General features: G+C 42.5%; 19 protein-coding genes. 2 read left to right on the top strand and 17 right to left on the bottom strand.

Annotation, left to right across the window (positions count from 1 at the left end; all coding sequences use genetic code 11):
* Positions 1-30 precede the first annotated feature (30 nt).
* Genes AC3WR0_RS05245 through AC3WR0_RS05235 form a run of 3 tightly spaced genes read right to left on the bottom strand, consistent with a single transcriptional unit; the run spans position 31 to position 3,280 of the window.
* On the bottom strand, positions 31-1,347 hold the full coding sequence (locus tag AC3WR0_RS05245; protein WP_492551313.1) for an ABC transporter substrate-binding protein: 1,317 nt from the start codon (positions 1,345-1,347) through the stop codon (positions 31-33).
* Positions 1,348-1,401: 54 nt separating this feature from the next.
* Entirely contained in the window at positions 1,402-2,586 is a 1,185-nt protein-coding gene (locus tag AC3WR0_RS05240; RefSeq protein ID WP_492551312.1) for a trans-sulfuration enzyme family protein, read from the bottom strand.
* A 16-nt stretch (positions 2,587-2,602) separates the two neighbouring features.
* Positions 2,603-3,280, bottom strand: a complete 678-nt coding sequence (locus AC3WR0_RS05235; RefSeq protein ID WP_027321928.1) for a FadR/GntR family transcriptional regulator — start codon at positions 3,278-3,280, stop codon at positions 2,603-2,605.
* Between the two features lie 221 nt (positions 3,281-3,501).
* Between AC3WR0_RS05235 and AC3WR0_RS05230 the strand changes: the two genes are divergently transcribed.
* The gene (locus AC3WR0_RS05230) at positions 3,502-3,855 is read left to right on the top strand and encodes a hypothetical protein (protein ID WP_492551311.1); all 354 of its coding nucleotides are present in this window, start codon (positions 3,502-3,504) and stop codon (positions 3,853-3,855) included.
* Between the two features lie 291 nt (positions 3,856-4,146).
* Here AC3WR0_RS05230 and manA read toward each other — a convergent pair whose 3' ends face one another.
* From manA to AC3WR0_RS05175, 11 genes are all read right to left on the bottom strand, one after another.
* Complete coding sequence (manA, locus tag AC3WR0_RS05225; protein WP_492551310.1) at positions 4,147-5,091, bottom strand: mannose-6-phosphate isomerase, class I; 945 nt, start codon at positions 5,089-5,091, stop codon at positions 4,147-4,149.
* Positions 5,092-5,970 (bottom strand): ROK family protein, encoded by an 879-nt coding sequence (locus AC3WR0_RS05220; protein WP_492551309.1) that lies wholly within the window; start codon positions 5,968-5,970, stop codon positions 5,092-5,094.
* 207 nt (positions 5,971-6,177) lie between these two features.
* Positions 6,178-7,398 carry an MFS transporter gene (locus AC3WR0_RS05215; RefSeq protein WP_492551308.1) on the bottom strand — a complete coding sequence of 407 codons (1,221 nt, stop codon included), beginning with the start codon at positions 7,396-7,398 and terminating at the stop codon, positions 6,178-6,180.
* A gap of 79 nt (positions 7,399-7,477) precedes the next feature.
* Positions 7,478-8,470, bottom strand: coding sequence for a zinc-dependent alcohol dehydrogenase family protein (locus tag AC3WR0_RS05210; RefSeq protein ID WP_492551307.1), 993 nt, complete (start codon positions 8,468-8,470; stop codon positions 7,478-7,480).
* A 5-nt stretch (positions 8,471-8,475) separates the two neighbouring features.
* Entirely contained in the window at positions 8,476-10,989 is a 2,514-nt protein-coding gene (locus AC3WR0_RS05205) for a beta-mannosidase (RefSeq protein ID WP_492551306.1), read from the bottom strand.
* 69 nt (positions 10,990-11,058) lie between these two features.
* Positions 11,059-12,117, bottom strand: a complete 1,059-nt coding sequence (locus AC3WR0_RS05200) for a BtaManbiosPhlase (RefSeq protein ID WP_492551305.1) — start codon at positions 12,115-12,117, stop codon at positions 11,059-11,061.
* A gap of 14 nt (positions 12,118-12,131) precedes the next feature.
* Positions 12,132-13,070, bottom strand: coding sequence for an MTP-1 family protein (locus tag AC3WR0_RS05195; protein ID WP_492551304.1), 939 nt, complete (start codon positions 13,068-13,070; stop codon positions 12,132-12,134).
* Between the two features lies 1 nt (position 13,071).
* Positions 13,072-14,655 (bottom strand): alpha-glucosidase, encoded by a 1,584-nt coding sequence (locus AC3WR0_RS05190; RefSeq protein ID WP_492551303.1) that lies wholly within the window; start codon positions 14,653-14,655, stop codon positions 13,072-13,074.
* A 23-nt stretch (positions 14,656-14,678) separates the two neighbouring features.
* A complete protein-coding gene (locus AC3WR0_RS05185) occupies positions 14,679-15,509 on the bottom strand; it encodes a carbohydrate ABC transporter permease (protein ID WP_492551302.1) in 831 nt (276 codons plus the stop codon).
* Entirely contained in the window at positions 15,496-16,374 is an 879-nt protein-coding gene (locus AC3WR0_RS05180) for a carbohydrate ABC transporter permease (protein ID WP_492551301.1), read from the bottom strand. The genes AC3WR0_RS05185 and AC3WR0_RS05180 overlap by 14 nt, the downstream gene beginning before the upstream one ends.
* Positions 16,374-17,696 (bottom strand): extracellular solute-binding protein, encoded by a 1,323-nt coding sequence (locus AC3WR0_RS05175; RefSeq protein ID WP_492551377.1) that lies wholly within the window; start codon positions 17,694-17,696, stop codon positions 16,374-16,376. Before AC3WR0_RS05175 ends, AC3WR0_RS05180 begins: the two co-directional genes overlap by 1 nt.
* Positions 17,697-18,123: 427 nt before the next feature.
* Here AC3WR0_RS05175 and AC3WR0_RS05170 point away from each other — a divergent pair, with 427 nt between their 5' ends.
* Positions 18,124-19,140 carry a LacI family DNA-binding transcriptional regulator gene (locus tag AC3WR0_RS05170; RefSeq protein ID WP_492551300.1) on the top strand — a complete coding sequence of 339 codons (1,017 nt, stop codon included), beginning with the start codon at positions 18,124-18,126 and terminating at the stop codon, positions 19,138-19,140.
* A gap of 135 nt (positions 19,141-19,275) precedes the next feature.
* On the opposite strand, the gene AC3WR0_RS05165 is transcribed toward AC3WR0_RS05170, so the two are convergent.
* The 3 genes from AC3WR0_RS05165 to AC3WR0_RS05155 all read right to left on the bottom strand — a co-directional run bounded on the left by AC3WR0_RS05165 (position 19,276) and on the right by AC3WR0_RS05155 (position 22,374).
* On the bottom strand, positions 19,276-20,529 hold the full coding sequence (locus tag AC3WR0_RS05165) for a methyl-accepting chemotaxis protein (protein WP_492551299.1): 1,254 nt from the start codon (positions 20,527-20,529) through the stop codon (positions 19,276-19,278).
* 264 nt (positions 20,530-20,793) lie between these two features.
* Complete coding sequence (locus AC3WR0_RS05160) at positions 20,794-22,062, bottom strand: GntP family permease (RefSeq protein ID WP_492551298.1); 1,269 nt, start codon at positions 22,060-22,062, stop codon at positions 20,794-20,796.
* A 120-nt stretch (positions 22,063-22,182) separates the two neighbouring features.
* Entirely contained in the window at positions 22,183-22,374 is a 192-nt protein-coding gene (locus AC3WR0_RS05155; RefSeq protein WP_492551297.1) for a hypothetical protein, read from the bottom strand.
* Positions 22,375-22,458 lie beyond the last annotated feature (84 nt).

Here is a 22,458-nt window from a genome sequence, read left to right as displayed (position 1 = left end):
GAGGATGAATAGCACTGCCCCCCTCGTACTCTATTTTTTATTAGCTTTTTCTTTTTTCCAAAAATCAGTCCATTTGGCTAGGGCATCCTCTTTCGTAAGCTTTCCTAATAGGAGCGCCTGAATGTCTTTTTCAGCCATTGACCTGTATTCTGCATACCCTTTATACTCAACCGGGCGGTCAGCAATCAGGAACTCATCTGGCTTGGCATTCATTTTAATGTAAGAGCTAAAGTAGCCTTCCTTGAAGTATGGGTCATCCCCTGCACTTAAGTGAATTGGAATCAAAGAATTATTTTTAGCAAAATAAAGGTTTTGCTCTGGGCTGGATAAGAAAGCAACAAGCTTCCACGCTTCTGCTTTATGTTTCGAGAAAGCACCAATTCCCCAGCCAGCTGTACCTGCCGGCTGTTGAGCTACACCAGACGGAGTTCCTTTTGGAAGCGGAGCGGTAGCCCAAGTTCCCTTTTTCATGTTTTGATCTGCCGTTACAATAACCTCTGGGTCCTGAATCAGCATAGCAGTCATGCCGGATGTGAAGCCCTGAACCATTTCCGGATAGCTCCAGCTGACTGAATCAGGCGGTGATGCTTTTTTATAAAGATTCACAAAAGTATCAAGAACCTGCTTAGCTTCCGGAGTATCGAACATTACATTACCATCAGTTGTGAAATAAGCATCCTTTGGAGCAATCTTCTTTCCAAGATAGGACCATGTCATGAATTCAATATAATCCGGTGAACCGGCACCACCCCTGAAGCTGTAGCCGTAACGGTTTTTCTTAGGATCAGTCAATTTTATGGCATCATCCACAAGCTCATCCCATGTCTCTGGGGCCTTCAAGCCGGCCTCATCGAACCAGTCCTTTCTGTAGAACAGGGTCTTTTCATAAACTCCATAAGGAATATAATAGGGTTTATTATCAACAGCTGTAGCTCCGTGTTTGATCGTTTCGGTTAATGTATTCCAATCATTCCACTTGGTTGTATAAGGGGAGAGATCTTCGATAAATTTATTATTGGAGAAGTTTTTAACCGTTTGCTCACGAACTTCCAGGACATCGATATCCTCTTTTGCCATCAGCATTTGTGAAATCTTTTCATCGGCGCTCTTAAGAGGCGGGGAAATTAGTTCTACCTTAATCTTAGGATTTTCTTTTTCAAACTTGTCGAGCATTTCTCTTAAGAGCTTTGTTCGGGCAGGGCTTGTAATACTTTCTACCATCCGAAGCTTTACTTTCCCATCGTCGCTTTTAGATTTGCTCGTTGTTGAACTGCTGCAGCCAGCGATGATGCCCATAAACAACAGTAATGACATCCAAATGACAAATCCTTTTTTTAAAAAAAGCATTCGTTTTTATCCCCCTTGTAAATCATTCTTTTTTATATAAAAGGTAATTCCCTTCTATACCGATTGTGGTTTAAGCTTTAATGCCGTATCCAAATCCTCCAGCAGTTCATCGACACTTTCCAATCCTACTGAAATGCGAACCAGGCCGGGATCCATTCCGCTTTTGATAATTTGCTTCGTGTTGTAGCCATAATTCGGCGAGATAACCAGACTCTCAAAACCGCCCCAGGAAACGCCAATCTGGAATTGTCTTAAGCTGTTAATAAATCCTCGCACCGATTCGAAAGAATTATTCGCAAGTTCAAAACTCATCAATCCTGAGTAACCCTTTAACTGCCGCTTGCCAAGTTCATAGTCTGGTGAACTAGGGAGTCCCGGATAATGGACCTTTTTTACAGCAGGGTGGCTCTCTAAAAAAGAAGCTACTTTCATGCCGCTTTCCTGATGTGCTTTCATCCGCAGCGGCAGGGTGCGAAGGCCACGCATCAACAACCACGCTTCATGAGGCGGCATTGCTCCTCCTAACAGTTGATATTCATGATAGAAAAGATGGTCCATGATTTCCTTGCTGGTAATTAAGGCCCCTCCCACAAGGTCGCTATGTCCTCCCATGTACTTTGAAACGGAATGAACGACAATATCAATTCCAAAAGTAATAGGATTTTGAAAAAGCGGGGTAGCCCAGGTGTTGTCAATGATCGTTTTAATCCCTCTACGCTTAGCTAAGACTGAAACCGCTTTCAAATCCAGAATTTTAAAAGTCATGGTAGTTGGGCTTTCCAGATAAATGATTTTTGTATTCGGCTGAATCAATGTCTCAATAATATCCATCTCCATGCTCGGGGTGTTCGTATGGGTAATTCCGAATTTTTCAAGATATCCATAAAATTTAGTGGTGGGGCCATAAATATTGCTGATACTTAAAACATGATCACCTGCCTTAAGAAAGGTCAAAATGGCAGAGGATATAGCTGCCATTCCTGACGAAAACAACTTACACCTCTCCCCTTTTTCCAAAGCGGCTATTTTTTTCTCTACTATCTCAACCGTTGGATTGGTTCCTCGCCAGTATAAATAGCTGCCCTGCTCATCCTTCATTGCCTTTGTGAGATCATCGAAATCTTTAAATACAAATAAGGAATTTTGATAGATTGGCGGTACTACGGCACCATGGAAACGTTCATATTCATCACCAAGATGTGTAACAACATGCTCGTCTGAAAAGTTTTGATTGGTCATTTTCTTTCCTTCTTTCCTATATTTTTCGGACAGTACTTTCTACGGTGTCTATTATTTTATTAAATTCCTGAAGCGCATAATCAGAGTCTCTTTGCATAATTCCATCCAGCAGGGTCCGATGAAAAGGCAGAGTATCTGCAAATATATGGTCTATTCCAAAGGGCTTGCTCCAAAGTTTGTTAAAGGTCTCTGAGACAGATTCCGCAACACTTTCTAAAAGCGGGTTGTGGGAGGCTTTATAAATTGCTTTGTGAAATGACCAGTCCTCTTCGGAAGGATCGCCCCCTTTTTCTTTTAAAAAGGCAATTTCCTTTAGAAGCCTATCCATTTCATCTATTTCCTGCGGTGTAGCTCTTTTTGCTGCCAGCTCGACGGCCTTTCCTTCAAGAGCCCTTCGAAGCTCGCTGATATGTAATAAATAATTCTTCTCCTCCTCAACAGCAATCTTTGCATTTATAATTAAGGAATCCCCTTCTTTTACAAAAATCCCTTTCCCATTCTGTACTTCAATAGCTTCTATACCTTCCAAATAGCGCAATGCCTCCCGTATACTTGACCGGCCAACGCCAAGAATATTAGTCAGCTCGGCAACTGAAGGAAGCTTACTGCCCTTTTTTAATTGATGATCGCTTATATATCTCTTAATCTCTTCTGCAATCATTTCATGCATCGGAACCTTCTTAATGGTCTTCATTACTTCCTCACCTTCTATTTGTTTTGGATAGTGCTTTATGACTGTCATCCTGTCTGATAGGTAAAGTCTATTCTGAATTTTTAAATTAATTCATCAAATCCGATAGTCAAATTCCCTCCTAATATGCGGAATTCTTACAGCAAATAACTGTCAATTAATTCTATATTTTTACAATTATTTTCTATAATCTATTCTTATAGATTGTTATTGGAGGGAACGCTATGAGGGATGCTATTCATATTGCAGAGAATACACCATATACTCTGCCCATTTCGGCAAATAACGAAGAAGTAGCAAATCTTAAAAAACCGGCGTATAAAGGTTTATTTACATGTACCTATTGTGAAGCAAAATTAAATCATGGATACGATATTCCTTTTACAGACGCGCTAAAGGTACATAATGAATTTGTTTTATGCAATCCGCCTCATGAGGAGTTGGAGCGGGAAACCTTTATAAAAAACAATGAAAGAATCTTATGGGAGATAGCAGAAGAAGTAGAGCTTAAAAGCAGGAAGAAGAACAACGTAAAGCAGCAAAGAAGCGAGGCTGAAGGAAATAAAAGAAAAGATTGATTCAAATAAAAACTCGCCGTACGTATCTTCATATGAAGATTTAAATAGACAATTAAAAAGAAGAATAGGACTTAGACAGCTACAGCAATTGGACCTTTGGAAAAATTATGTCCTTCGAAAATAGATCTCGGTAATTCGAATATTTTATGTCTAATTGTCGAAGAAAATAATGTAAACACAAATGCGAAGTTAAAGAGATTATTAGATGAAAGATAATATTAAAAAAAGGCATAAAGCGCAAGGGCTCTATGCCTTTTGGATAAATTTTTGGGTGATGCCTGTCACCCGATTTTAGATATGAGAGACTATTAATTCACAGTCCCCATCGAGTTTGAATTCCCCAAATCCCACAGGGATGATAAAATGGGTTCCTTTTTCCAATGAATAGGATTCTCGGTTGTGAAGAAGTGAACCCTCTCCTTTAATTACACTTAAAAGAAGGTACTGATCGTTAAAATCAAATGCAGCCTTTCCTTTAATATCCCACTTATAGACAGAGAAAAATTCTGCATTAACATAAGTTGTAATAGTTATATTTTCCTTCTCTTCAACCTTTGGATCGCTGGTTACTCCCTGATGCGGAACAGTAGTCACATCAATGGCTTTTTCAAGATGAAGGTCGCGGAGATTTCCGTTTTCATCCCGGCGGTCGTAGTCATATACACGATAGGTTGTGTCAGAACTCTGTTGTGTTTCGAGTACTAAGGTTCCTTCGCATAGTGCGTGAATAGTACCGCTTGGAACGTAAAAGAAGTCGCCAGGTTTAATTTTTACCCGGCGAAGCAGGTTATTCCACTTTCCTTCATTAATCATATGGATTAATTCTTCTTTTGTTTGTGCATTGTGCCCGAAAATCATATCGGCATCTTCTCTGCAATCGATGATGTACCAGCATTCCGTTTTTCCCAAATCTCCATTTTCATTAACCTTGGCATATGCATCATCCGGATGAACCTGAACAGATAAATCCATATTCGCATCCAATATCTTTGTTAAAAGTGGAAAAACATCTTCTTTCGGATTTCCAAAAAGCTCGGGATGCCCCCGCCAAAGATCGTTCAGAGCCGTTTCTGCATATTCACCATTTTTAACAACGGAAGGACCGTTTGGATGAGCAGAAATAGCCCAGCACTCACCTGTTCTATCATTTGGAATACCATAACCGAATTCTTTTTCAAGAGCAGTGCCGCCCCAAATTCTTTCTTTAAATACCGGCTTTAAAAATAATGGTTCCACTTAAACTACCTCCTCATTTTTCTCTTGAAGTGCTTGATGGGCAAGCAGCAGCGAGCCAGTAATTCCAGCATTGTCCCCTAAACCAGGCCGTACAATATACTCGGATAACGGTGGCAGGTCAACATATCCGTTAAGCAATTCCTCCAAATACTTATAAATGGCAGAGAACACCTGTTTTTGATTCATAACCCCGCCACCAAGAATGATTTTTTTGGGTGAAACAATCAAAATATACTGCATTAGGGCCTGAGCGATATAGTATCCTTCCATATCCCAAACCTCTGTACGGTTGAAAATATTACTACCTTTGTCTCCCCAACGTTCTTCAATAGACGGTCCGGCTGCCAGGCCTTCCAGGCAATCATAATGATAAGGACATTTGCCCTTATATTCATCATTTGGATGGCGCCTGACCAAGATATGTCCCATTTCCGGATGAGAATGTCCCTGAAGAAGCTTTCCCTGAACAACCGCACCAGCTCCAATGCCCGTTCCCACTGTTATGTAAAGGCAGCTGTCCAATCCTTTTGCGGCTCCGTAAGCAGCCTCTCCTAACGCAGCAGCATTTACATCGGTATTAAATCCAACCGGAACCGGAAATGCCTCTTTCACTGCTTTTACAAAAGGATAATCCCTCCACCCTTTTTTAGGTGTAGAGGTAATATTTCCGTAAGTCGGGCTTTCCGGATTCACATCAATCGGGCCAAACGAACCAATCCCCATTGCCTCAATATCATACTGCTTAAAAAACTCAAATACTTGCGGCATGGTTTCTTCTGGCGCTGTTGTCGGAATCTGCACCCGGGCAACAATATTGCCTTTTTCATCTCCAACAGCACAAACAAATTTTGTACCGCCCGCTTCTATGGCACCTAACATTCGAAAGCCCTCCTAAAAACTTAATTTAAAAATCTATTAGCTTTGCGCGCGGAAATTTTACATTGGCGGATAACCTCAGCTATTTGGCGGATATACGGCCATGTTTGGCGGAAATGATGCAGATTTCCGCGGATAAAGTTCCAAAATTGGCGGATAACAATAAAAAATCCTGGATAACCCAAGTAAACAATCCGCCCAAACACTGATTTATTTTCCAACCGCCACCGCTCGGCCCGGTTTTTTCCACACCATATACAATGTCGGTATCATCAGCACATAAACGATTGGAAAAAGACTAAACGATACCGGTAAAAGTTGATCTATATTAAGATATTTTCTCATAAGCAGGAACAAAGTTACACCTATAATTCTTCCCACTCCAAGCGGGATTTCACGAATAATGATATAATCCAGACGCCTGTTTTTGTAATCGGGGTCTCTTTCAATTGAAGCATAAATCATCGCGTTCATCGAGGTGTTTATCATATTCCCGGCCACAGGCTGGATAACGGCAAAAATAATCAAGGAAATCAACACTGGAAATGAAGATAACAAAACGGAGCCGAGTAATATCCCAAATGATCCAATCGCAAATATCCTAATACGATAGTCAGGATTTGAGAATTTAGCAAGCCCAATGAAAGCGAGAATGGAGACGATTTCCGCGGCCGTATTAAAAACGCCAAGGTTTAATTCTCCGCCGGCTACTTTGAAAGTAATCATCGTAATCAAAAAGGTGGAGTAAACTCCTGATACGATTCCGTCAGCAAACATAACAGAGTACATTTTCTTCCACTCGCGTGAAGGATTTTTAATAACTTCCCAAAAATAGCTTTTGGGCGAAATCGGGCTGCCCTTTACTTTTAAAGAAATCAAAAATGAAATGAAGAAGAAAACACAGGTTGCGATGAAAACAACATAATACCCAATCATACCATTGAATTGCGAGATTAATATCCCTGCAATAAGCGGGGCAGCTACCCCTCCAACCGTATTTAATACTCCCTGTATATATAAAAATGAATCCCGTTTCTCATTGGTGGTCAAATCCAGAACGGCCATATGGACACCCACATAATAAAGGCTCATCGCCAGACCCGTGGTTGCGCCCAGCAGCATGATATGGTCCTGCAAGTTGTCATGAAAAATAAGAATGATTAAATAAGTAAATAGATAACATAGAAAGCCAAAACGCATCGTAATCATCGGGCTTGTTTTTCTGGCAATCCAGGAGCACACGACAAAACTGATAATAATGGAGGCTGACCAATATAAGCTATAATAGGCCAGCAAGGAATAGGTTTTGTCCATTTTCCATAGAAAAACACTTTGAAAAACACCTGATAAGGCGCCGCCAAAGCAAAAAAAGGTATTCATAATTAAATAAAACTTCAATTCTGTGGAAAAGGACTTAAATACTTGAAACATTTATTTATTCTCCTTTAGGGGAAAGAACTTGGCCTCAGGGACACCCAAAGCTGCCCCCTAAACCGATGAAATTCTAAGACTAGTAATTAATAACTGCTTTTGATACTTTGAGATTAGGATAATTGGCCATTGCCTCCGTCAGCTCTTCAATCGAAAACCGGTGAGAAATCAGCAATCCAACATCCACAGCCTTTTTCGCAATCAGCCTGATCGCTTCTTCCTGGGTATATGGGTTAATAAACGACCCCTTAATCGTAAGTTCCTTTGAAAAAATTTCAAATGGTGAAACGGAAATGGCCGTTTCCGGTGCGGCTACTCCAAAAAGCAGTACCTGGCCACCCTTTCCTGCCGATTTAACAGCGAGTTCCATGCTTTCCGGCCGGCCGACGCATTCAATCACAACATCAGCCCCCACAGCAGAAACATCATTTGGGTGTACCACTTCATCAGCACCGAGCTTATATAAAAGCTCTTCTTTATTCTCAGCAGGCTCGCTTACCCTAATAGAAGCGACCTTTTGTCCCTTTACTAATTGCAAAAATAACTGGCCAATAAAACCGCCGCCAATAATAAGCACCCTGCTCAACGGAGAAAGCTGTATTTTTTTAAAACCGTGCAAAACACAACCTAACGGCTCAACCAGAGCCGCCTCTTCAAACTTCATTTCATCAGGGATCACGTAACAATTGGCAGCGGGCACCCGGCAGTATTCGCCCATTCCGCCATCTCTTGTTACCCCAACCGCCTGAAGATTACTGCACAAATGAGCCCGGTTGCTGCGGCAATAATCACACACCCCGCAATAGATGTTAGGGTCGATCGACACCCGGTCACCCGCACGGAAGCCTTTTACTTCTGAACCAGCTTCCACCACTTCACCAGCCAGTTCATGGCCAAGAACGATTGGCGGATGCACTTCAGCCGAGCCGGGATGGCCATGGTAAATATGCTGGTCTGTCCCACAAATTCCGCAGCTTTTTACTTTAATAATGACTTCCTGTGAAGATGGTGCCGGGTAATTCCATTCCTGCACCTCTATCTGCTTAACTCCTTGAAAAACAGCTGCTTTCATCACCATCATCCCTCCGCCGAATTTGCATTTTTACTATTAATTGCTTTTACTCTTAACGAATCCCATGGAATCTTTTTATCATTGCCCTGCGAAACCTTCACTTTTTTTATCCTGCCAGGCAGCAGGTCAAAGAAATTTTCATCAAATACGAGCAGTTCGGCATCTATTTCAATTGTTATCATGCGGGCTGTAACATTTGTTGAGATGCTAATTTCCCGATTTTCCTGGTCAACCTCCACCTTTAATTCCGCCTCGCTGAATTTTATATCCTTCTGGTCCCGGAAATAATAGATATTTTCATAGTCTTTAGAACTGATGATCATTACAGCCTCTTCTGGAGACAGTCCGGCCAAAACCTCATCTTCAGCTAAAGTATCCACCTGTTTTGCCGAATTTGCTTCAATCGAAGCCTGACATACCTTGGAGAAGACTTTTTCCCCGTCAAGGCTGTATACTGCAAATTCAATGTCATCTTGATAAGGTTCCAGCTTGTCGTTTACGACCCACACTTTAATCTCTCCACCAGGCTCATGATCAAGCGTTAACAATACCGGGGTGAAAAACTTCCTCGCATAATGATAGGACGCCTTCGGCAGTAGGTAATAATCAATAACAGACCAGCTTGTACCCGGCCAGCAGTCATTCAGCTGCCAAAACAGTGCCCCGCTTGTATGCGGCTTATTGCGCCGGTAATGCTCAATGCCAAATTTCAATCCCTCAGCCTGCGTCAGCATGGAAAAAGAAATGTACTCGTCGAGATTCTTAGGCACCCCTGTATATCCTTCCATTAATAAAATTCCTTTTGGATGGTGGATATCTTTGTTACGGTACGCCATCTCCTCGCTTCCCCAGAAAAATTGATCATTAGGTATGTTTCGTTCCAGAGTGTAGCGGTTGGAGGAAGCATGCATACCAAACTCGCTGGCAAATAGGGTATTATCATTTTTAAAATTCTTAAATGATAATCCTTCTATGCTATAGTTAACAGTTTGCGGCTCGCCGAAAACCCGCGGCTCAATATTTCCATGCCATACCTGCCAGTTGTGAGTGTCTCCCTCTTCCCGTGAATTGTGGTCATTGCCGCCAAACGGCGAGCTCGGCCAGAACAGACGGGTCGGATCCAGTTCCTCTAGTAATTCCGGCATTAATTCATGGTAGATCTTTTCGCCATAAAAAGGATGCGGTATTTCTCCGGAGGAAGCCAGTGCTTCATACAGCCAGTCGTTTTCATTGTTTCCGCACCAAATTGCCAGGCATGGATGATTGCGGAGACGTTTTACAACAGAGGTAATTTCCTCGCGTACGTTGGCCATAAAGTTTTTATTGTAGTCCGGATAAAGGGCGCATGCGAACATGAAATCCTGCCAAACCAGTATTCCAAGCCGATTGCACTCTTCGTAAAATACCTCTTTTTCATAAATGCCGCCGCCCCAGACGCGAAGCATATTCATGTTAGCGTCCTTGGACATTTTGATTAAATGCCTATAGCGGGAATCCGGTACGGATCCTATAAAGCTATCAATCGGAATCCAGTTGGCACCCTTAGCAAAGATCTTTTGCCCATTTAAAACAAAGGTAAAACTGTTGTTATCCTCGTCGTCCTTGCGCATAACTTCAATAGTTCTGATTCCAAAATCCTCGCAGCTCCCATCAACCTTCTCCCCATCGGCAAACAATTCAACTGTTAACTCATAAAGATTCGGGGTGCCAATATCATGCGTCCACCACAGCCTTGGATTTTCTACTTCCAGCACCACAGCAGCCTTTTTACCGTCCACTTTTGCATGCGCCGAAAAACCCTCATCCCCATAGACCAGGCTGACTGCTGCCTCATAACTCTTTTCTCTATCAAACTTCTCAATCGCCACTTCGACTTCGACAATTGCTTTTTCGGCAGAAATGGAGATTGTTTTAGCAAAAACATGATTGATCTTAGCAGAGGTCCTTTTCTTCAGCCGAACATCCTTCCAGATCCCTGCTGCAACCAGGCGCGGCCCCCAATCCCAGCCATAATGGCTTTGCGCCTTCCGTGTCCAGATCCGTTTTTTGCTAAAGCCTGACCAGTAATATTGAACCTTTTCCTTCGCATGAACATGAACAGGATCAAATTTTACTGCGAGAACATTTTTCCCTTTTTTAAGCTCACGAGCCACTTCAAACGTGTGGCTGATAAACATATTCTCCGTCGAGCCAAGCTCCACACCGTTCAGGTAAACCGTCGCAAAGGTGTCAAGTCCCTCAAAAATAAGCTCGTACCGGTCTCCCTTTTGAATATCATCGTGGAATTCAAAGCTGCTGCGATACCACCAAACTTTTTCCTCGACCCATTGACATTTCAGATCGTTATGCCCGTAAAAAGGATCCTCAATCAGCTTTCTGTCAATTAAAGTAGAATGTACGTCACCAGGCACGCTAGCAGTCATCCAAAAATAATCAATATACTCCGGAGAAGCCACTTCAAGGTCCCGGGCTGTTCCTACATCGAATTGCCGAATTTTCCAGTTGTCATTCAATTTCATTAAAAATCACCTCCATTAAGATAAAAGGCCAAAATCACCTTGCGATTTTGGCACTCTATTGGTTCTTTATTATAGATAAGTCAATGAATCAAGAATTTCCTGTAGGCTTAATTCCGCACAAGCCATGGAAGTATCGGCCACACCGTAGTACATTTTTACAACGTCACCTTCCACTACTGCACCGCAGGAAAATACAACATTCCCAAAGAAGCCTTCTACTTCGTATGGAGCTTCCGGTTCAAGAATTGGCTTATCTGTACGTGCAAGGACCTTAGTTGGATCCTCCAAATCTAGCAATACAGCTCCCATGCAGTAGCGGTCATCCTTTGATGCACCATGATAAAGCTCCAGCCAGCCTTTTTCTGTTTTGAAAGGAACGGCTCCTCCGCCCATGCGGCCGCTGTCCCACATACCGTCACGAAGTCCCAGTAAAAATTTATGATTTCCCCAGTGAACAAGGTTAGTAGATTCAGCAATCCACATTTCCGGGTTGCCCGTGCTTTTTGGCACTGGACGGTGAATCGCATAATATTTGCCGTTAATTTTCTCAGGGAAAATTAAAACATCTTTATTTTCAGGTGCAAAAATCATTCCAAGATGCTCTTTTTCAACAAAGTCTTTTGTAGAAACGAGTGATTCCCCAACTCCAACAGGAGATACCGCACTAAAATAGATATAATATGTATCTTCTATTTTTGTAATTCGCGGGTCTTCGATTCCAAATGTTTCAAGTTCATTGGTTGGGTAAATGAACGGACCTTCATCAACTGTGAAATTGTGGCCTTCCTTGCTGCGTGCAATACGCAAATAGGAAAGGGAAGTCAAATACTTAAAGCCAGAAGTCCCGGTCTCCCCAATCACTCGAGGATCGGAAAAATTATACGTTGGATCATCGATGTTAAATTCTAATATTTCGAGTTCATTTTTTTGCGGGTTATAGATAGGCGCTTTAACAATCTTTGGATCCTCACTGATTGGTCGTTCTGCCACCCGAAGAAGCATAATGGTTTCACCATTATAGGTAGTGACCCCAGCATTAAAGGCTCCAATCACTTCGAAGCCCTTATGGTAAGGCTTCACATTAGCAGGTGTAATTAATGGATTCTGTTCATATCTGTATACGTTCATTTCTATGCTCCCCTTTAGCGCTCGTATTTTATGAAAGGATCAACAATGGTAATTTTCTGTGCTTCCGCGTCACTAATTCCAGCATACATATCAGCTGTTCCATCGGATTTTCGTACTAAACCGCCGCTAAACACGACATCAACCAGGTCAGGCCGCTTCGATGGCCCAGGTAGAAAGTGGCTTCTTGTTGCGATTAATTCAATATCGGAGATCTCTCCTGTTTCAGGATTCAGCGCAAAGACCATAGGATAATAATGACGATTGCCTTCGCCATCAAAATTGGCGATATGCCCAAGTACTCCGACAAGTCCATTTTCCAGCAAATGAGGCTCGTTCGCTCCGCCCCATTCTTCATCAATGAATTGGTCTTCCAGCAATGGCGCTCTGTCAATCACATCGATGGTCAGCTCTTCTAATGAGGAAATACGCGTCCAGCCAATTTTTCCTCGGCCGCCTTTTTCGCCCTGAGGCCTTGTCAATACGCCGATGCTTCCATCCTTCAGCTCTACAAGACGCAGGTCCTTCATTCCGTCCGGTCCCTTGGCAAACTCTTTTAAATCGGAAATGGATTTTCCTTTATAAAAAACCGTACGCCAGCCCAGTGCCCCTTCCATGGTTGGATGAGGGAAAATTTGCACTCCGCCAAGAACAAGCTCTTCTCCAATTCTTGTAAAAAAAGGATCCTGAAGCTCAAGGACAGGTGCATTTTCTCTCGGTACCCACTCACCGTTCCGTTCAACAAAAAAGTATACATTCGAGTGTTCGCTGTCACGGGATTCAACGCGCCCGGCAATCACCTTTTCACCTACATCTTCAAATGGTGCAGAGATATTATATACATCATTTTCACCGATACCTGCGAGTACAATTTTCTCTGGATTGGTTGGTTTTCCCGCAAACTCCTCTAAAAGCTGCGCGCAGGTTTTCACGTTCCCTTTTGTTAAAACAGCCATCTTATTTACCCTCCTTTATCAGCATTGCTTCACTGGCCAAGATTTTTCCGCTATCCAGGTTGTCCTGCTTTGTCGCAAGCAGCAGCTGGGCTCCAGCCCCAATATTCAGTACTTGTTCCTGGCCGCTGAAATTCAGCAAAACTCGTATTTTCTCTGATTTGTCTTTTTTAACGTAAGTAATCATTCGCTTGTCAAAACGCAATTCCTCATAATCTCCCAAATTTAATGCAGAGTGTTCCTTACGAAGCTTCAATAATTTTTTATAAAAAGAAAGCATCGAGGCCGGATCGTTTTCCTGATCCTCAACATTCACTTCAGCAGCACCATCCGGAATCGTAATCCACGGCTCCGCCTCAGAAAAACCTACATTGGACGAACGGTTCCACTGCATTGGAGTCCGTGACTTATCACGGCTTTTTGCATTGGCAATGCCTAGCGCTTCCTCAGCCGTCTTTCCTAATTCCACTGCCAGCTTATAACCGCTCAGCCCCTGGACATCCCTCATTTTTCCGATATCATCGGTAATCCAGTCCCTCATCCCGATTTCATCGCCAAAATACAGGAAAGGAACACCTTTAGCCGTCAGCATCAGGGTAGCCACCAACTTTGCCCGTTCCTCATCTCCGCCAAACCGGGAGATAAAACGGGACATATCATGGCTCGAGAAGAATAAAGTAGGAATCTGATATTCGTCATAGGCTTTTTCTGTCTCGGACAGCTGTTCAAAAAGCCGCTTGGCATCGAATCTATCAATACTTCCGATATTAAAATTGAACACAACATCCAGCTTACCCAGGCCCGAATATCTTTTAAGAACCTCAAGATCCTCGGAACCAACCTCTCCAACAAGGAATTTATCCGGATATTGATGGACAAAGGCCGCAATTTCTTCAATGATGGTTAAGATTCCATCCTGGTCCTTATCGTACAAATGGTTTTGCTCATTTTTTTCCACATCAAACGGATTATCAATAAAGGAATCATTCACCTTTAAAAAATTAATTACATCAAGCCGAAAGCCATCGACTCCCTTTTCAAGCCAGAATTTCATAACATCGAACATGGCCTTTTTGACATCCGGATTGCCCCAATTCAGGTCAACCTGTTCCTTGGCAAACGCATGGTAATAATATTGGTTGGTTGATTCATCATACTCCCATGCTGTGCCGCCAAAGAAAGACTCCCAGTTATTTGGCTCGTCCCGCCAAATATACCAGTCGCGCTTCGGATGATCCTTGCAGGACCTTGACTCCTTAAACCACTGATGTTTAGAGGAGGTATGGTTCAGCACCAAATCTGCAATCACCCGAATGCCTCGATGATGGGCTTCTTTAATAAAAAGCTCAAAATCTTCCATTGTTCCGTAATCGGAGTCAATTTCATAATAGTCCGCTATATCATAGCCGTTATCAACCTTCGGTGAAGGATAAAATGGAGTCAGCCACAGGCCGTCAATCCCCAGCTTCCTCAGATAATCCAGTTTGGAGGTGATGCCGGCAAAATCGCCGATCCCGTCCCCATTTCCATCTTTAAAGCTAGGCATATAGATTTCATAAAAAACCGATTGTTTCCACCACTCAACCATATATTAGGACTCCTAGCTTCGAGTTATTTAAGCGTAAACTGCATGCCTTCCTGGAACTTCTTAGAGAAGAGCAGGAAGATAATGATGATTGGAAGTGTCAGTAACACAGATGCCGCATACATCGGTCCAGGATAACCTCCATACGGTCCGAACATTTGGCTGAGCAATACGTTCAGCGTCAGCATGCCATCGCTCTTTATTACGATCATGTCCCATAATAACTCCGTCCATCTTTCCATAAACAGGAACAGGAAGATTACGGTTGTAATCGATTTAGACATTGGCAGAACGATTTTGAACATGATTTGCATATCTGTTGCACCATCAAGCTTAGCTGCTTCAATAAATGTATCCGGAATTCCCTTAAAGAAGTTGGTATACATGAAGATCGCCCACAGGCTCAGTGCTTTCGGCAAGATCATTCCCCAGTAAGAGTCGTACATTCCGAGCCTTTGAATGACAAGGAAGGTTGGAATTAACAGAATGATCGCCGGGAAAAACATCTGGAATAAAATCACATTGTTAACCGTATCTCTTCCTTTAAAATTAATTTTTGCCAGTGCATAGGCAACCATTACGCCCGTCACCATCATCAGCAATGTTGAAGCTGCAGAAACCACAAAGCTGTTAAAAAAGGCATGGAGCCACGGCCTTGGGATAACCGCTTCTCCCCCGCCCAGCAGCCATTGATAGGATTTCAGGCTAAAGTGGGTAGGAATGAGCTTTTTATCCACCTGGTCCCAATCGGCAAAGGAGCTTAGCACCATATAAATATAGGGAAAAATCATAATCAGCAAGAGAACAATGGCCAGCAGGTAGCGAAATAATAATCCTTTTTTCTTAGGTCCACCCATTTCGTTTCCCCCACATTTCCAGCAATTTTCGAATGATAAAGATTGATATAAACGTCACAATTGAAGCAATTATCGCAATGGCTGAAGCATAGCCTGCCTGAAGGTTTGTAAAGGCACGGGCGAAGATTTCCATCTGCCATGTATTTGTCGCAAAGTTAGGTCCCCCACCTGTCAATTGGTATACCTCGGTAAAGATACCGAATGTTACACCGATTGATAAAATCAGCACGGTAAACAACGCCGGATAAAGGAGAGGAAGTGTTATTTTCCAAAAACGCTGCCATGGTGTTACACCATCTATCATGGCTGCTTCATATACTTCGGTACTAATGCTTTCAAAACCTGATGTTAAAATAAGAGCATAGTAGCCGGTGAATTTCCATGCAATAATCATAGCCACCACAAACAATGCTGCAAACGGTGACCCAAGCCAGTCAATATCGAGGCCGAGGGATTTCCGTAAAAATTCATTGACCGGGCTGTTGTAAGACAAGAGGCCTTTCACAATCAGCGAGGCAACAACGCCGGACGCCAAATATGGAAGGAAGAATCCGATTAAAAATAGCCCTTTAAATTTTGGCAGCCCATGAATAATGAGGGCTACAATAATAGAAGAAGCAATAACCAATGGTACAAATACAACCATAAATTTAAAAGTAACGAAAAACGCTGCCTGTACCCCCGGGCTGTGTAAAGCAGCCATATAATTTTTGATACCAACGAAGTTAAACGTTGGGGAGATCAGATTCCAGTCTGTTACCGACAGAAATAGTGACCAAACGAGCGGAATCAGGAAAAAAACGAGTGCGTATATAAGATAAGGACTGGCAAAAAGCCAGCCCAACCTTCCGTCCCTGGTTCTCATTACTTGAGAGCCCCCTCAATTGCCTGTTGCATGTCCTTCCAAGCAGCTTTCGGATCCTTTTCACCCTTAACCACTGGATTGAATGCCTGTTGGCCGATTAGAGTTTGAAGATCATTATATTTCGAATTGTCCATTGGAGGAATTGCGTTTGGTACGGCTGCTGCATAAGGCTGCAAGGCCGGATTTTTCTCAAAGAACGCCTTAAAGGAATCATTGCTTGTCAAATCATCACGTGCAGGCGGCAGGTTAGTTTTTTCAAGCCATTTCAAATCATTATCAGGACTTGAGTACACCCAGTTGATGAACTTCATAGCTGCTTTTTGCTGTTCTTTTGTTGCGGAAGCGTACACGACCAAACCTTTTGTATCAGCAAATGTATGAACATCCTTTGTGTCCATGCCATCTGGAACAGGCGGTAACGCCAATGTATATGTTTCGTTCAGTTTCATGTTAGGGAATTTATCTTTCCAGTATCCGATTGTCCAAGGGCCGATATCAGAGAAGATTCCAAGGCCGCTTTCAAATGGATCCTTTGCCTGTCTTGTTAATAGAGCCTTTTCCTTGCGAAGATCGTCAACAAAAGCTAGCGCTTTCTCACCTGCTTTCGCATCACCAGTGAATTTAGTTCCTTCTACAAACTTGTTGCCGTTTGATGCTGCATCATAAAGCATGAAGAAATCGAACCATCTCTTCCACGCTGTTGGATCAGCAAGGTCGGCTTTAGCCCAGACATATTTGTCAGGATATTTCGCTTTTAGTTTCTTTGCTACATCCAGCATTTCGCTATAGGTTTTTGGCGGCTCGTTGTAGCCAAGCTCTTTCAAAATATCGAGTCTCCAGCCAAACAGCATAGCGTTTGAATAGATTGGCAATACATATTGATGACCGTCAGCAAACTTCCAGCCCTTCATCGTATCTTCCATATTGCGTTCTTTCTTTACCGTATCCCAACCGTTCAATGTATCTAGCGGAACAAGAGCTTTACTTTCTGCTAATTGTGCAGCAAATCCACGATTAATATTTTCAGACATGGTTGGAGCACTTTTACCGGCAATGGCTGATTGAATGCTCGCCTCTGATGTAGGGCTTTCCTTCATCGGACTAACATTTACTTTGATCTTCGGATTTTCTTTCGTAAACTCATCAGCGATTTCCTTCCAATAAACCTGTTGAGTCGGGTTTGGTGCTGCCCAGAACTCAATCGTTGTTACACCGTTTTTGGAACTGCTTGATGTTTTTGTATCCGGATTTCCTGTTGAGCAGGCTGCGAGGCCGGAAACTGTTAGTGAAGCTGCAAATAAGGCAGATGCCACTTTTTTCATTTTCATCCTAAATCCCTCCGAGTATGAATATCTTTCCCATTCTGAAGCCGATGAATTAATGTGATAAAAGGCTATGAATCTACGAAATAGAAATAAAATTGACAACGCTATCATTTTCTATCAAAAAAATAATTATGTAGTGATATGATAGAAAAGCAAGCTCGTTCTATCCCTTATTTCAAAAGCACTCAACATTACAAACACCAATTTGTAATGTATTACTCTTGATTACAAATACATTATTACACCTTATTTTTGTAATGTCAACCGTTTTCAAAAGAAATATAAAGATAAATATAACAATATAGTTTAATATTTTGTAAACATTATCTATTGTAATGGTGTCTTTGTAACGTTACAATATAATTACAATACAACGTTACAAATGATTTCACATTTCTGGATTATCTATAAAGGGAGAAATAAGATGGAAAAGAAAGTATCGATGCAGGATATAGCCAATCGACTTAATATATCAAAAAATTCTGTTTCCCAGGCATTATCAGGGAAACCAGGGGTTAGCGAGGAAACCAGACGGCTCGTTCAGCAGGCAGCCGACGAATTAGGCTATCAATATTCGGCCGGCCGCATGCAGAAACCAGCGACTAAAATGGCTATAAAAAATATTGCCTTAATCGCTTCTGATTTTGCCTTTTCTCTAAAAAGCTTTTTCGGGGAAATTTATTTGAGTATAGAAAAAGAACTTCGTGAACGTGGAATGAATTTATTCATTGAATCCATTAGCAGCGAGGCAAAAGAGAAATTAATTCTGCCTGCACTGTTAACGAATCACGAAATCGACGGCATTTTAATTCTTTCTCATATCAGTACTGATTATATTGCCAAAATAATAGATACCGGAATACCTACCGTCCTGATTGACCACCATTCACCTTATTTACAGGCTGATTCAATTCTAACGAATAACCGCTTCGGTGCTTATACTGCTGTTGAGCATTTAATTACCTTGGGACATCGCGACATTGCATTTGTCGGTGATGTGGAGTTCTCTCCAAGCTATGAGGAACGATACGAGGGGTATCTGCTTGCATTAAAGAGATATGGAATAGAACCAAAACCAGAATTAACTTTTACAGTCGCACATGAAAGCCAGGAAGAAACTAGTCAGTATATCGATAATCTAAAAACCAGGCCGACCGCTTGGTTCTGCGTAAACGACGGCCATGGCTTCAACGTCACATCAATTCTTCAGCAAAAAGGCTTTAAGGTTCCTGAAGACGCCTCTGTCTGCAGCTTTGACAATGGACAGCTATCGCAGATTGCTACGCCAAAGATCACCACTATGGATATTGATCTAAAATATTATGGAAAAAAAGCAGTCGAACAGCTCTGCTGGCGAATCGATAACAAAGATGAACCAATTCATGAAATCCTGCTTCCAACAAAGTTAATTGTCAGAGATTCAACAGGACAGAAAAATTGATTTCAATAAACAAAGCCCAACAAAAAGAAAGTTCCAGGCAGCCGGACAGCACCTGGAACTTTCTTTTTATTTTGAAGCAAAAGTCGGGTCGTGACGGCTTTGCCGTCTTCACCCAAGTTTGGAATTTTTTTAAGTCTAGAGTTTGAATGTACTAATTAACTTTTGCATACTTTCAGCTCGTTCAGCCATCGAGGCGGCAGATGAGGATATTTCCTGCATGGAAGCAACCTGCTCCTCTGTGGCCGCAAGCACACTTTGTGTTGCGTTACTAGAATCTGCTGCAACCTGGGAAATGCCGCTGATAGATTCCACTACTTGGGCTGTGCCCTGTGAAATCTGCTGAAGTGCTGCTGAAACCTGGCTGATTTGTTCATTCACTCCGTTCACTGATTCCTGAATCTCCGCAAAGGATTCACCAGCTTCACTCATAACGCCCCTGCCTTCAGCTACTTCATGCTGGACGGCACCCATATTTCGTACAACAGCTTCCGTTTCATTTTGAATTTGAGTTACAAGCTCGCTAATTTGCAGGGTTGCTTTTGCAGATTGCTCGGCGAGTGTACGAACTTCATTGGCAACTACCGCAAAACCTTTGCCTTGTTCTCCCGCTCTGGCAGCTTCAATTGCGGCATTCAAAGCAAGGAGGTTTGTCTGAGCAGCAATTCCAGTAATCACTTCAATAATTTTTCCGATCTCCAGGGAACGCTGTCCAAGACCCTTAACGACATCGGATAATTGGTTAACATTTTGATAGATAGAACTCATTTGCTGACCGGCAGTCTGAATGGAGGCCGAACCAGAATTTGCTTTTTCAAGAGAGCTTCCAATACTGACGGTTACCTGCTCGGCACTTGCCGCAGCCTGTTTGAGCATGACGGACATTTCTGAAATAACATCAGATGTTTTGTAAACGCCGTTTACCTGGTTTTCTGTACCTGCGGCCACTTCTTCAACCGTATTGGAAATATACTCAGTTGCTTTAGTAGTTTGCTGTGCACCCTCTGATAACTGCAGTGAGTGAAGGGTCATCTCGTTGGATGCATCTTGGATTTCCTTTAAAACATTCGTCCATGCCGAAGTTGCATTCCTAAGGCTTTCCGCGACAGGCTTAAGCTCGCCAACCTTTTTACCTGCCAGAGATTGAGTCAGGTCACCCTGCTCGAGGCTCTTGATAAAAGAACTAATGGTACTTATTGGCGCCACAAACCTTTTGTAGTTCATTACGGATGACAGCACACCTACCAATGCACCCAGCACCAATGTACTAAAAATGGTATACCAAAACGCAGCTCCCTCAAGTCCATTTCCGTAGGAGACTCCAAGGCCAATCAACAAAACAGCAGGTACAACTACTAAAAGCGTTCGGACCATATAGCTCATCAAGGTCATATTTTTCCCCTCTTATCCTGTCGGTTTTTCCCGATATATGTAAGAAAATTGTAACCAAAATATACCTAATTTTCAATATATTTTTATTTTAAAAGAGATTTTCTGGGCCTGCTTATCTAGGACCTTTTGATTATAACCATTTACCAAACTTTTTAATTGATTTACCAACATAGTTTAACCCTTTACCGACCTATTTTAAAAAAGTACCCATCTGGCATAAAAAGATACCACAAAAAGGAAGGCTTCTGCCAGGGCCCATTACCATTATCCAAAAAACTTTAATACTCCAAAAATCAGGGTGGAAATAACAGCCATTACAAACCCAATGAGTGTTTCGTAAGGAATCATTTTTAATCGTTCTTTCATGTCCATGTTGACGCTTCCTCCTGTTGCATGGAAGAAGCTTCCGTGTGGAAGGTGGTCAAGAACCGTTGCGCCGGCATGGACCATCGCAGCACCAGCAAGCGCTGAAATGCCCATCTGCAGTATGGTACCGCCAAATACCTGGCTAGCCACGGCTGTACCTGCTGTTGTTGAAGCAGTTGCAGCCGACATGAGGATACCGGATACAGGTGCAAGAACATAACCTGGCAGTCCAAGTACATCTAAGCCATCTATAATAGTATCCTTTAAGTTTGAGTTTGCAATGATACCAGCCAAAGTACCTGTCCCAAGAAGCATAATGGCTACTCCAGCCATTTTTCCAAGTCCCGAAACAGCATAACTGTTCATTTGCTTAGTCCGTCCCATAACAATAGCTCCCACAATACCGCCGATCGGCAAAGCAATCATTGGGTCAATTGCGATATCAAATAATGGGCGAAGTGCTAAAAGAATAATAGTTACTAACGGAGCCGCCATTGCCGGCAGGAACTTTGGCAATTTGCGAGTTACGGTATCCTCCCCTTCCCGCATTTCAACACGGCTGCCTATGTTTACAAGCTTTTTAGCCACAAAGTATGTTAGTAAAAGTCCGAAAATCGCAGGAATGATCCCAGCTGCCATAACCGATGTCAATGGAATTTTAAAAGCGTCTGATGCCGCAATTGCATTTGGGTTTGGTGACATGATGTTACCAGCCTTACCTCCACCGATCATTGCCAGCAAAATAGCAGTCTTTGAGATTCCCGCTCTTTTGGCAATAGCCAGCGCAATTGGTGAAACGGTGATTACCGCCACGTCAATGAATACTCCCACTGCTGTTAAAATTAAAGCAGCGATAGCAAGGGCCAGCAAGGCTCTAGTTTCGCCCAGTTTTTTAACAATGGTTTCAGCAATTACCGCTGCTGCCCCTGAATCAATCAGTACTCCAGCTAGAACACCAGCAGCAAGAATCCTTAATACTGCAGGAATAATACCTTTTGCCCCCTCCATCATCAGGTTAACTGTATGGGTAATGTCCACACCACCGATTAAACCGCCAACTAGAGCTCCGGCAATCATACCGTAGGCTGGGGGTACTTTTTTCAATATAAGAATAATCGCAATGATGAGAGCAAAAATTGCTCCGAGAGCGCTTACCTGAGCATGCATCTTGTATGCCTCCTTATTATCTTGATGCCATTCTATTGTAAGCGACTTCCGAAACTTTTACTTTACTAAAAACTTCCGAAATCAAAAAAAGAGTCTCTCTTAGGAGACCCCCCTCTAAACTTATTCTAAATTACCCTGCTTAATAAACTGATCCCATTTTTGCCCGCCATCCTTCGTTTCGTACACGGAAGTACTGAAGGTCGAAACCGCAATTTGCTTTTCATCCTTTTGATTTACTGAAATAGCTGATGCCGCGTCCTGCCCTAAATCAAGTCCAATACTTTCCCAGGTCTGGCCGCTATCTTTGCTCATCATAACTCCTGAGATAGTGTTGGGTATGAGATTAAAATCTATAGTTTCTTTAAAATTAAAAAAGAACGCACCCGCCGGCACGTT

It is taken from the genome of Neobacillus sp. FW104-15D2 (genome assembly GCF_058790155.1).
The sequence above is the reverse complement of the archived record's forward strand: the minus strand, read 5'-3'. Positions and strand labels throughout refer to the sequence as shown.

Excerpts from the sequence above, each read along its gene's own strand:
- AC3WR0_RS05190 (WP_492551303.1), bottom strand. The coding sequence starts at position 14,655 with ATGGTTGAGTGGTGGAAACAATCGGTTTTTTATGAAATCTATATGCCT.
- AC3WR0_RS05195 (WP_492551304.1), bottom strand. The coding sequence starts at position 13,070 with ATGGCTGTTTTAACAAAAGGGAACGTGAAAACCTGCGCGCAGCTTTTA.
- AC3WR0_RS05215 (WP_492551308.1), bottom strand. The coding sequence starts at position 7,398 with ATGTTTCAAGTATTTAAGTCCTTTTCCACAGAATTGAAGTTTTATTTA.
- AC3WR0_RS05235 (WP_027321928.1), bottom strand. The coding sequence starts at position 3,280 with ATGAAGACCATTAAGAAGGTTCCGATGCATGAAATGATTGCAGAAGAG.
- AC3WR0_RS05245 (WP_492551313.1), bottom strand. The coding sequence starts at position 1,347 with ATGCTTTTTTTAAAAAAAGGATTTGTCATTTGGATGTCATTACTGTTG.
- AC3WR0_RS05160 (WP_492551298.1), bottom strand. The coding sequence starts at position 22,062 with ATGCATGCTCAGGTAAGCGCTCTCGGAGCAATTTTTGCTCTCATCATT.
- AC3WR0_RS05185 (WP_492551302.1), bottom strand. The coding sequence starts at position 15,509 with ATGGGTGGACCTAAGAAAAAAGGATTATTATTTCGCTACCTGCTGGCC.
- AC3WR0_RS05180 (WP_492551301.1), bottom strand. The coding sequence starts at position 16,374 with ATGAGAACCAGGGACGGAAGGTTGGGCTGGCTTTTTGCCAGTCCTTAT.
- AC3WR0_RS05165 (WP_492551299.1), bottom strand. The coding sequence starts at position 20,529 with ATGACCTTGATGAGCTATATGGTCCGAACGCTTTTAGTAGTTGTACCT.
- AC3WR0_RS05170 (WP_492551300.1), top strand. The coding sequence starts at position 18,124 with ATGGAAAAGAAAGTATCGATGCAGGATATAGCCAATCGACTTAATATA.
- AC3WR0_RS05240 (WP_492551312.1), bottom strand. The coding sequence starts at position 2,586 with ATGACCAATCAAAACTTTTCAGACGAGCATGTTGTTACACATCTTGGT.
- AC3WR0_RS05175 (WP_492551377.1), bottom strand. The coding sequence starts at position 17,696 with ATGAAAAAAGTGGCATCTGCCTTATTTGCAGCTTCACTAACAGTTTCC.
- AC3WR0_RS05205 (WP_492551306.1), bottom strand. The coding sequence starts at position 10,989 with ATGAAATTGAATGACAACTGGAAAATTCGGCAATTCGATGTAGGAACA.
- AC3WR0_RS05210 (WP_492551307.1), bottom strand. The coding sequence starts at position 8,470 with ATGAAAGCAGCTGTTTTTCAAGGAGTTAAGCAGATAGAGGTGCAGGAA.
- AC3WR0_RS05200 (WP_492551305.1), bottom strand. The coding sequence starts at position 12,117 with ATGAACGTATACAGATATGAACAGAATCCATTAATTACACCTGCTAAT.
- AC3WR0_RS05220 (WP_492551309.1), bottom strand. The coding sequence starts at position 5,970 with ATGTTAGGTGCCATAGAAGCGGGCGGTACAAAATTTGTTTGTGCTGTT.
- AC3WR0_RS05155 (WP_492551297.1), bottom strand. The coding sequence starts at position 22,374 with ATGAGCAAAGATAGCGGCCAGACCTGGGAAAGTATTGGACTTGATTTA.
- AC3WR0_RS05230 (WP_492551311.1), top strand. The coding sequence starts at position 3,502 with ATGAGGGATGCTATTCATATTGCAGAGAATACACCATATACTCTGCCC.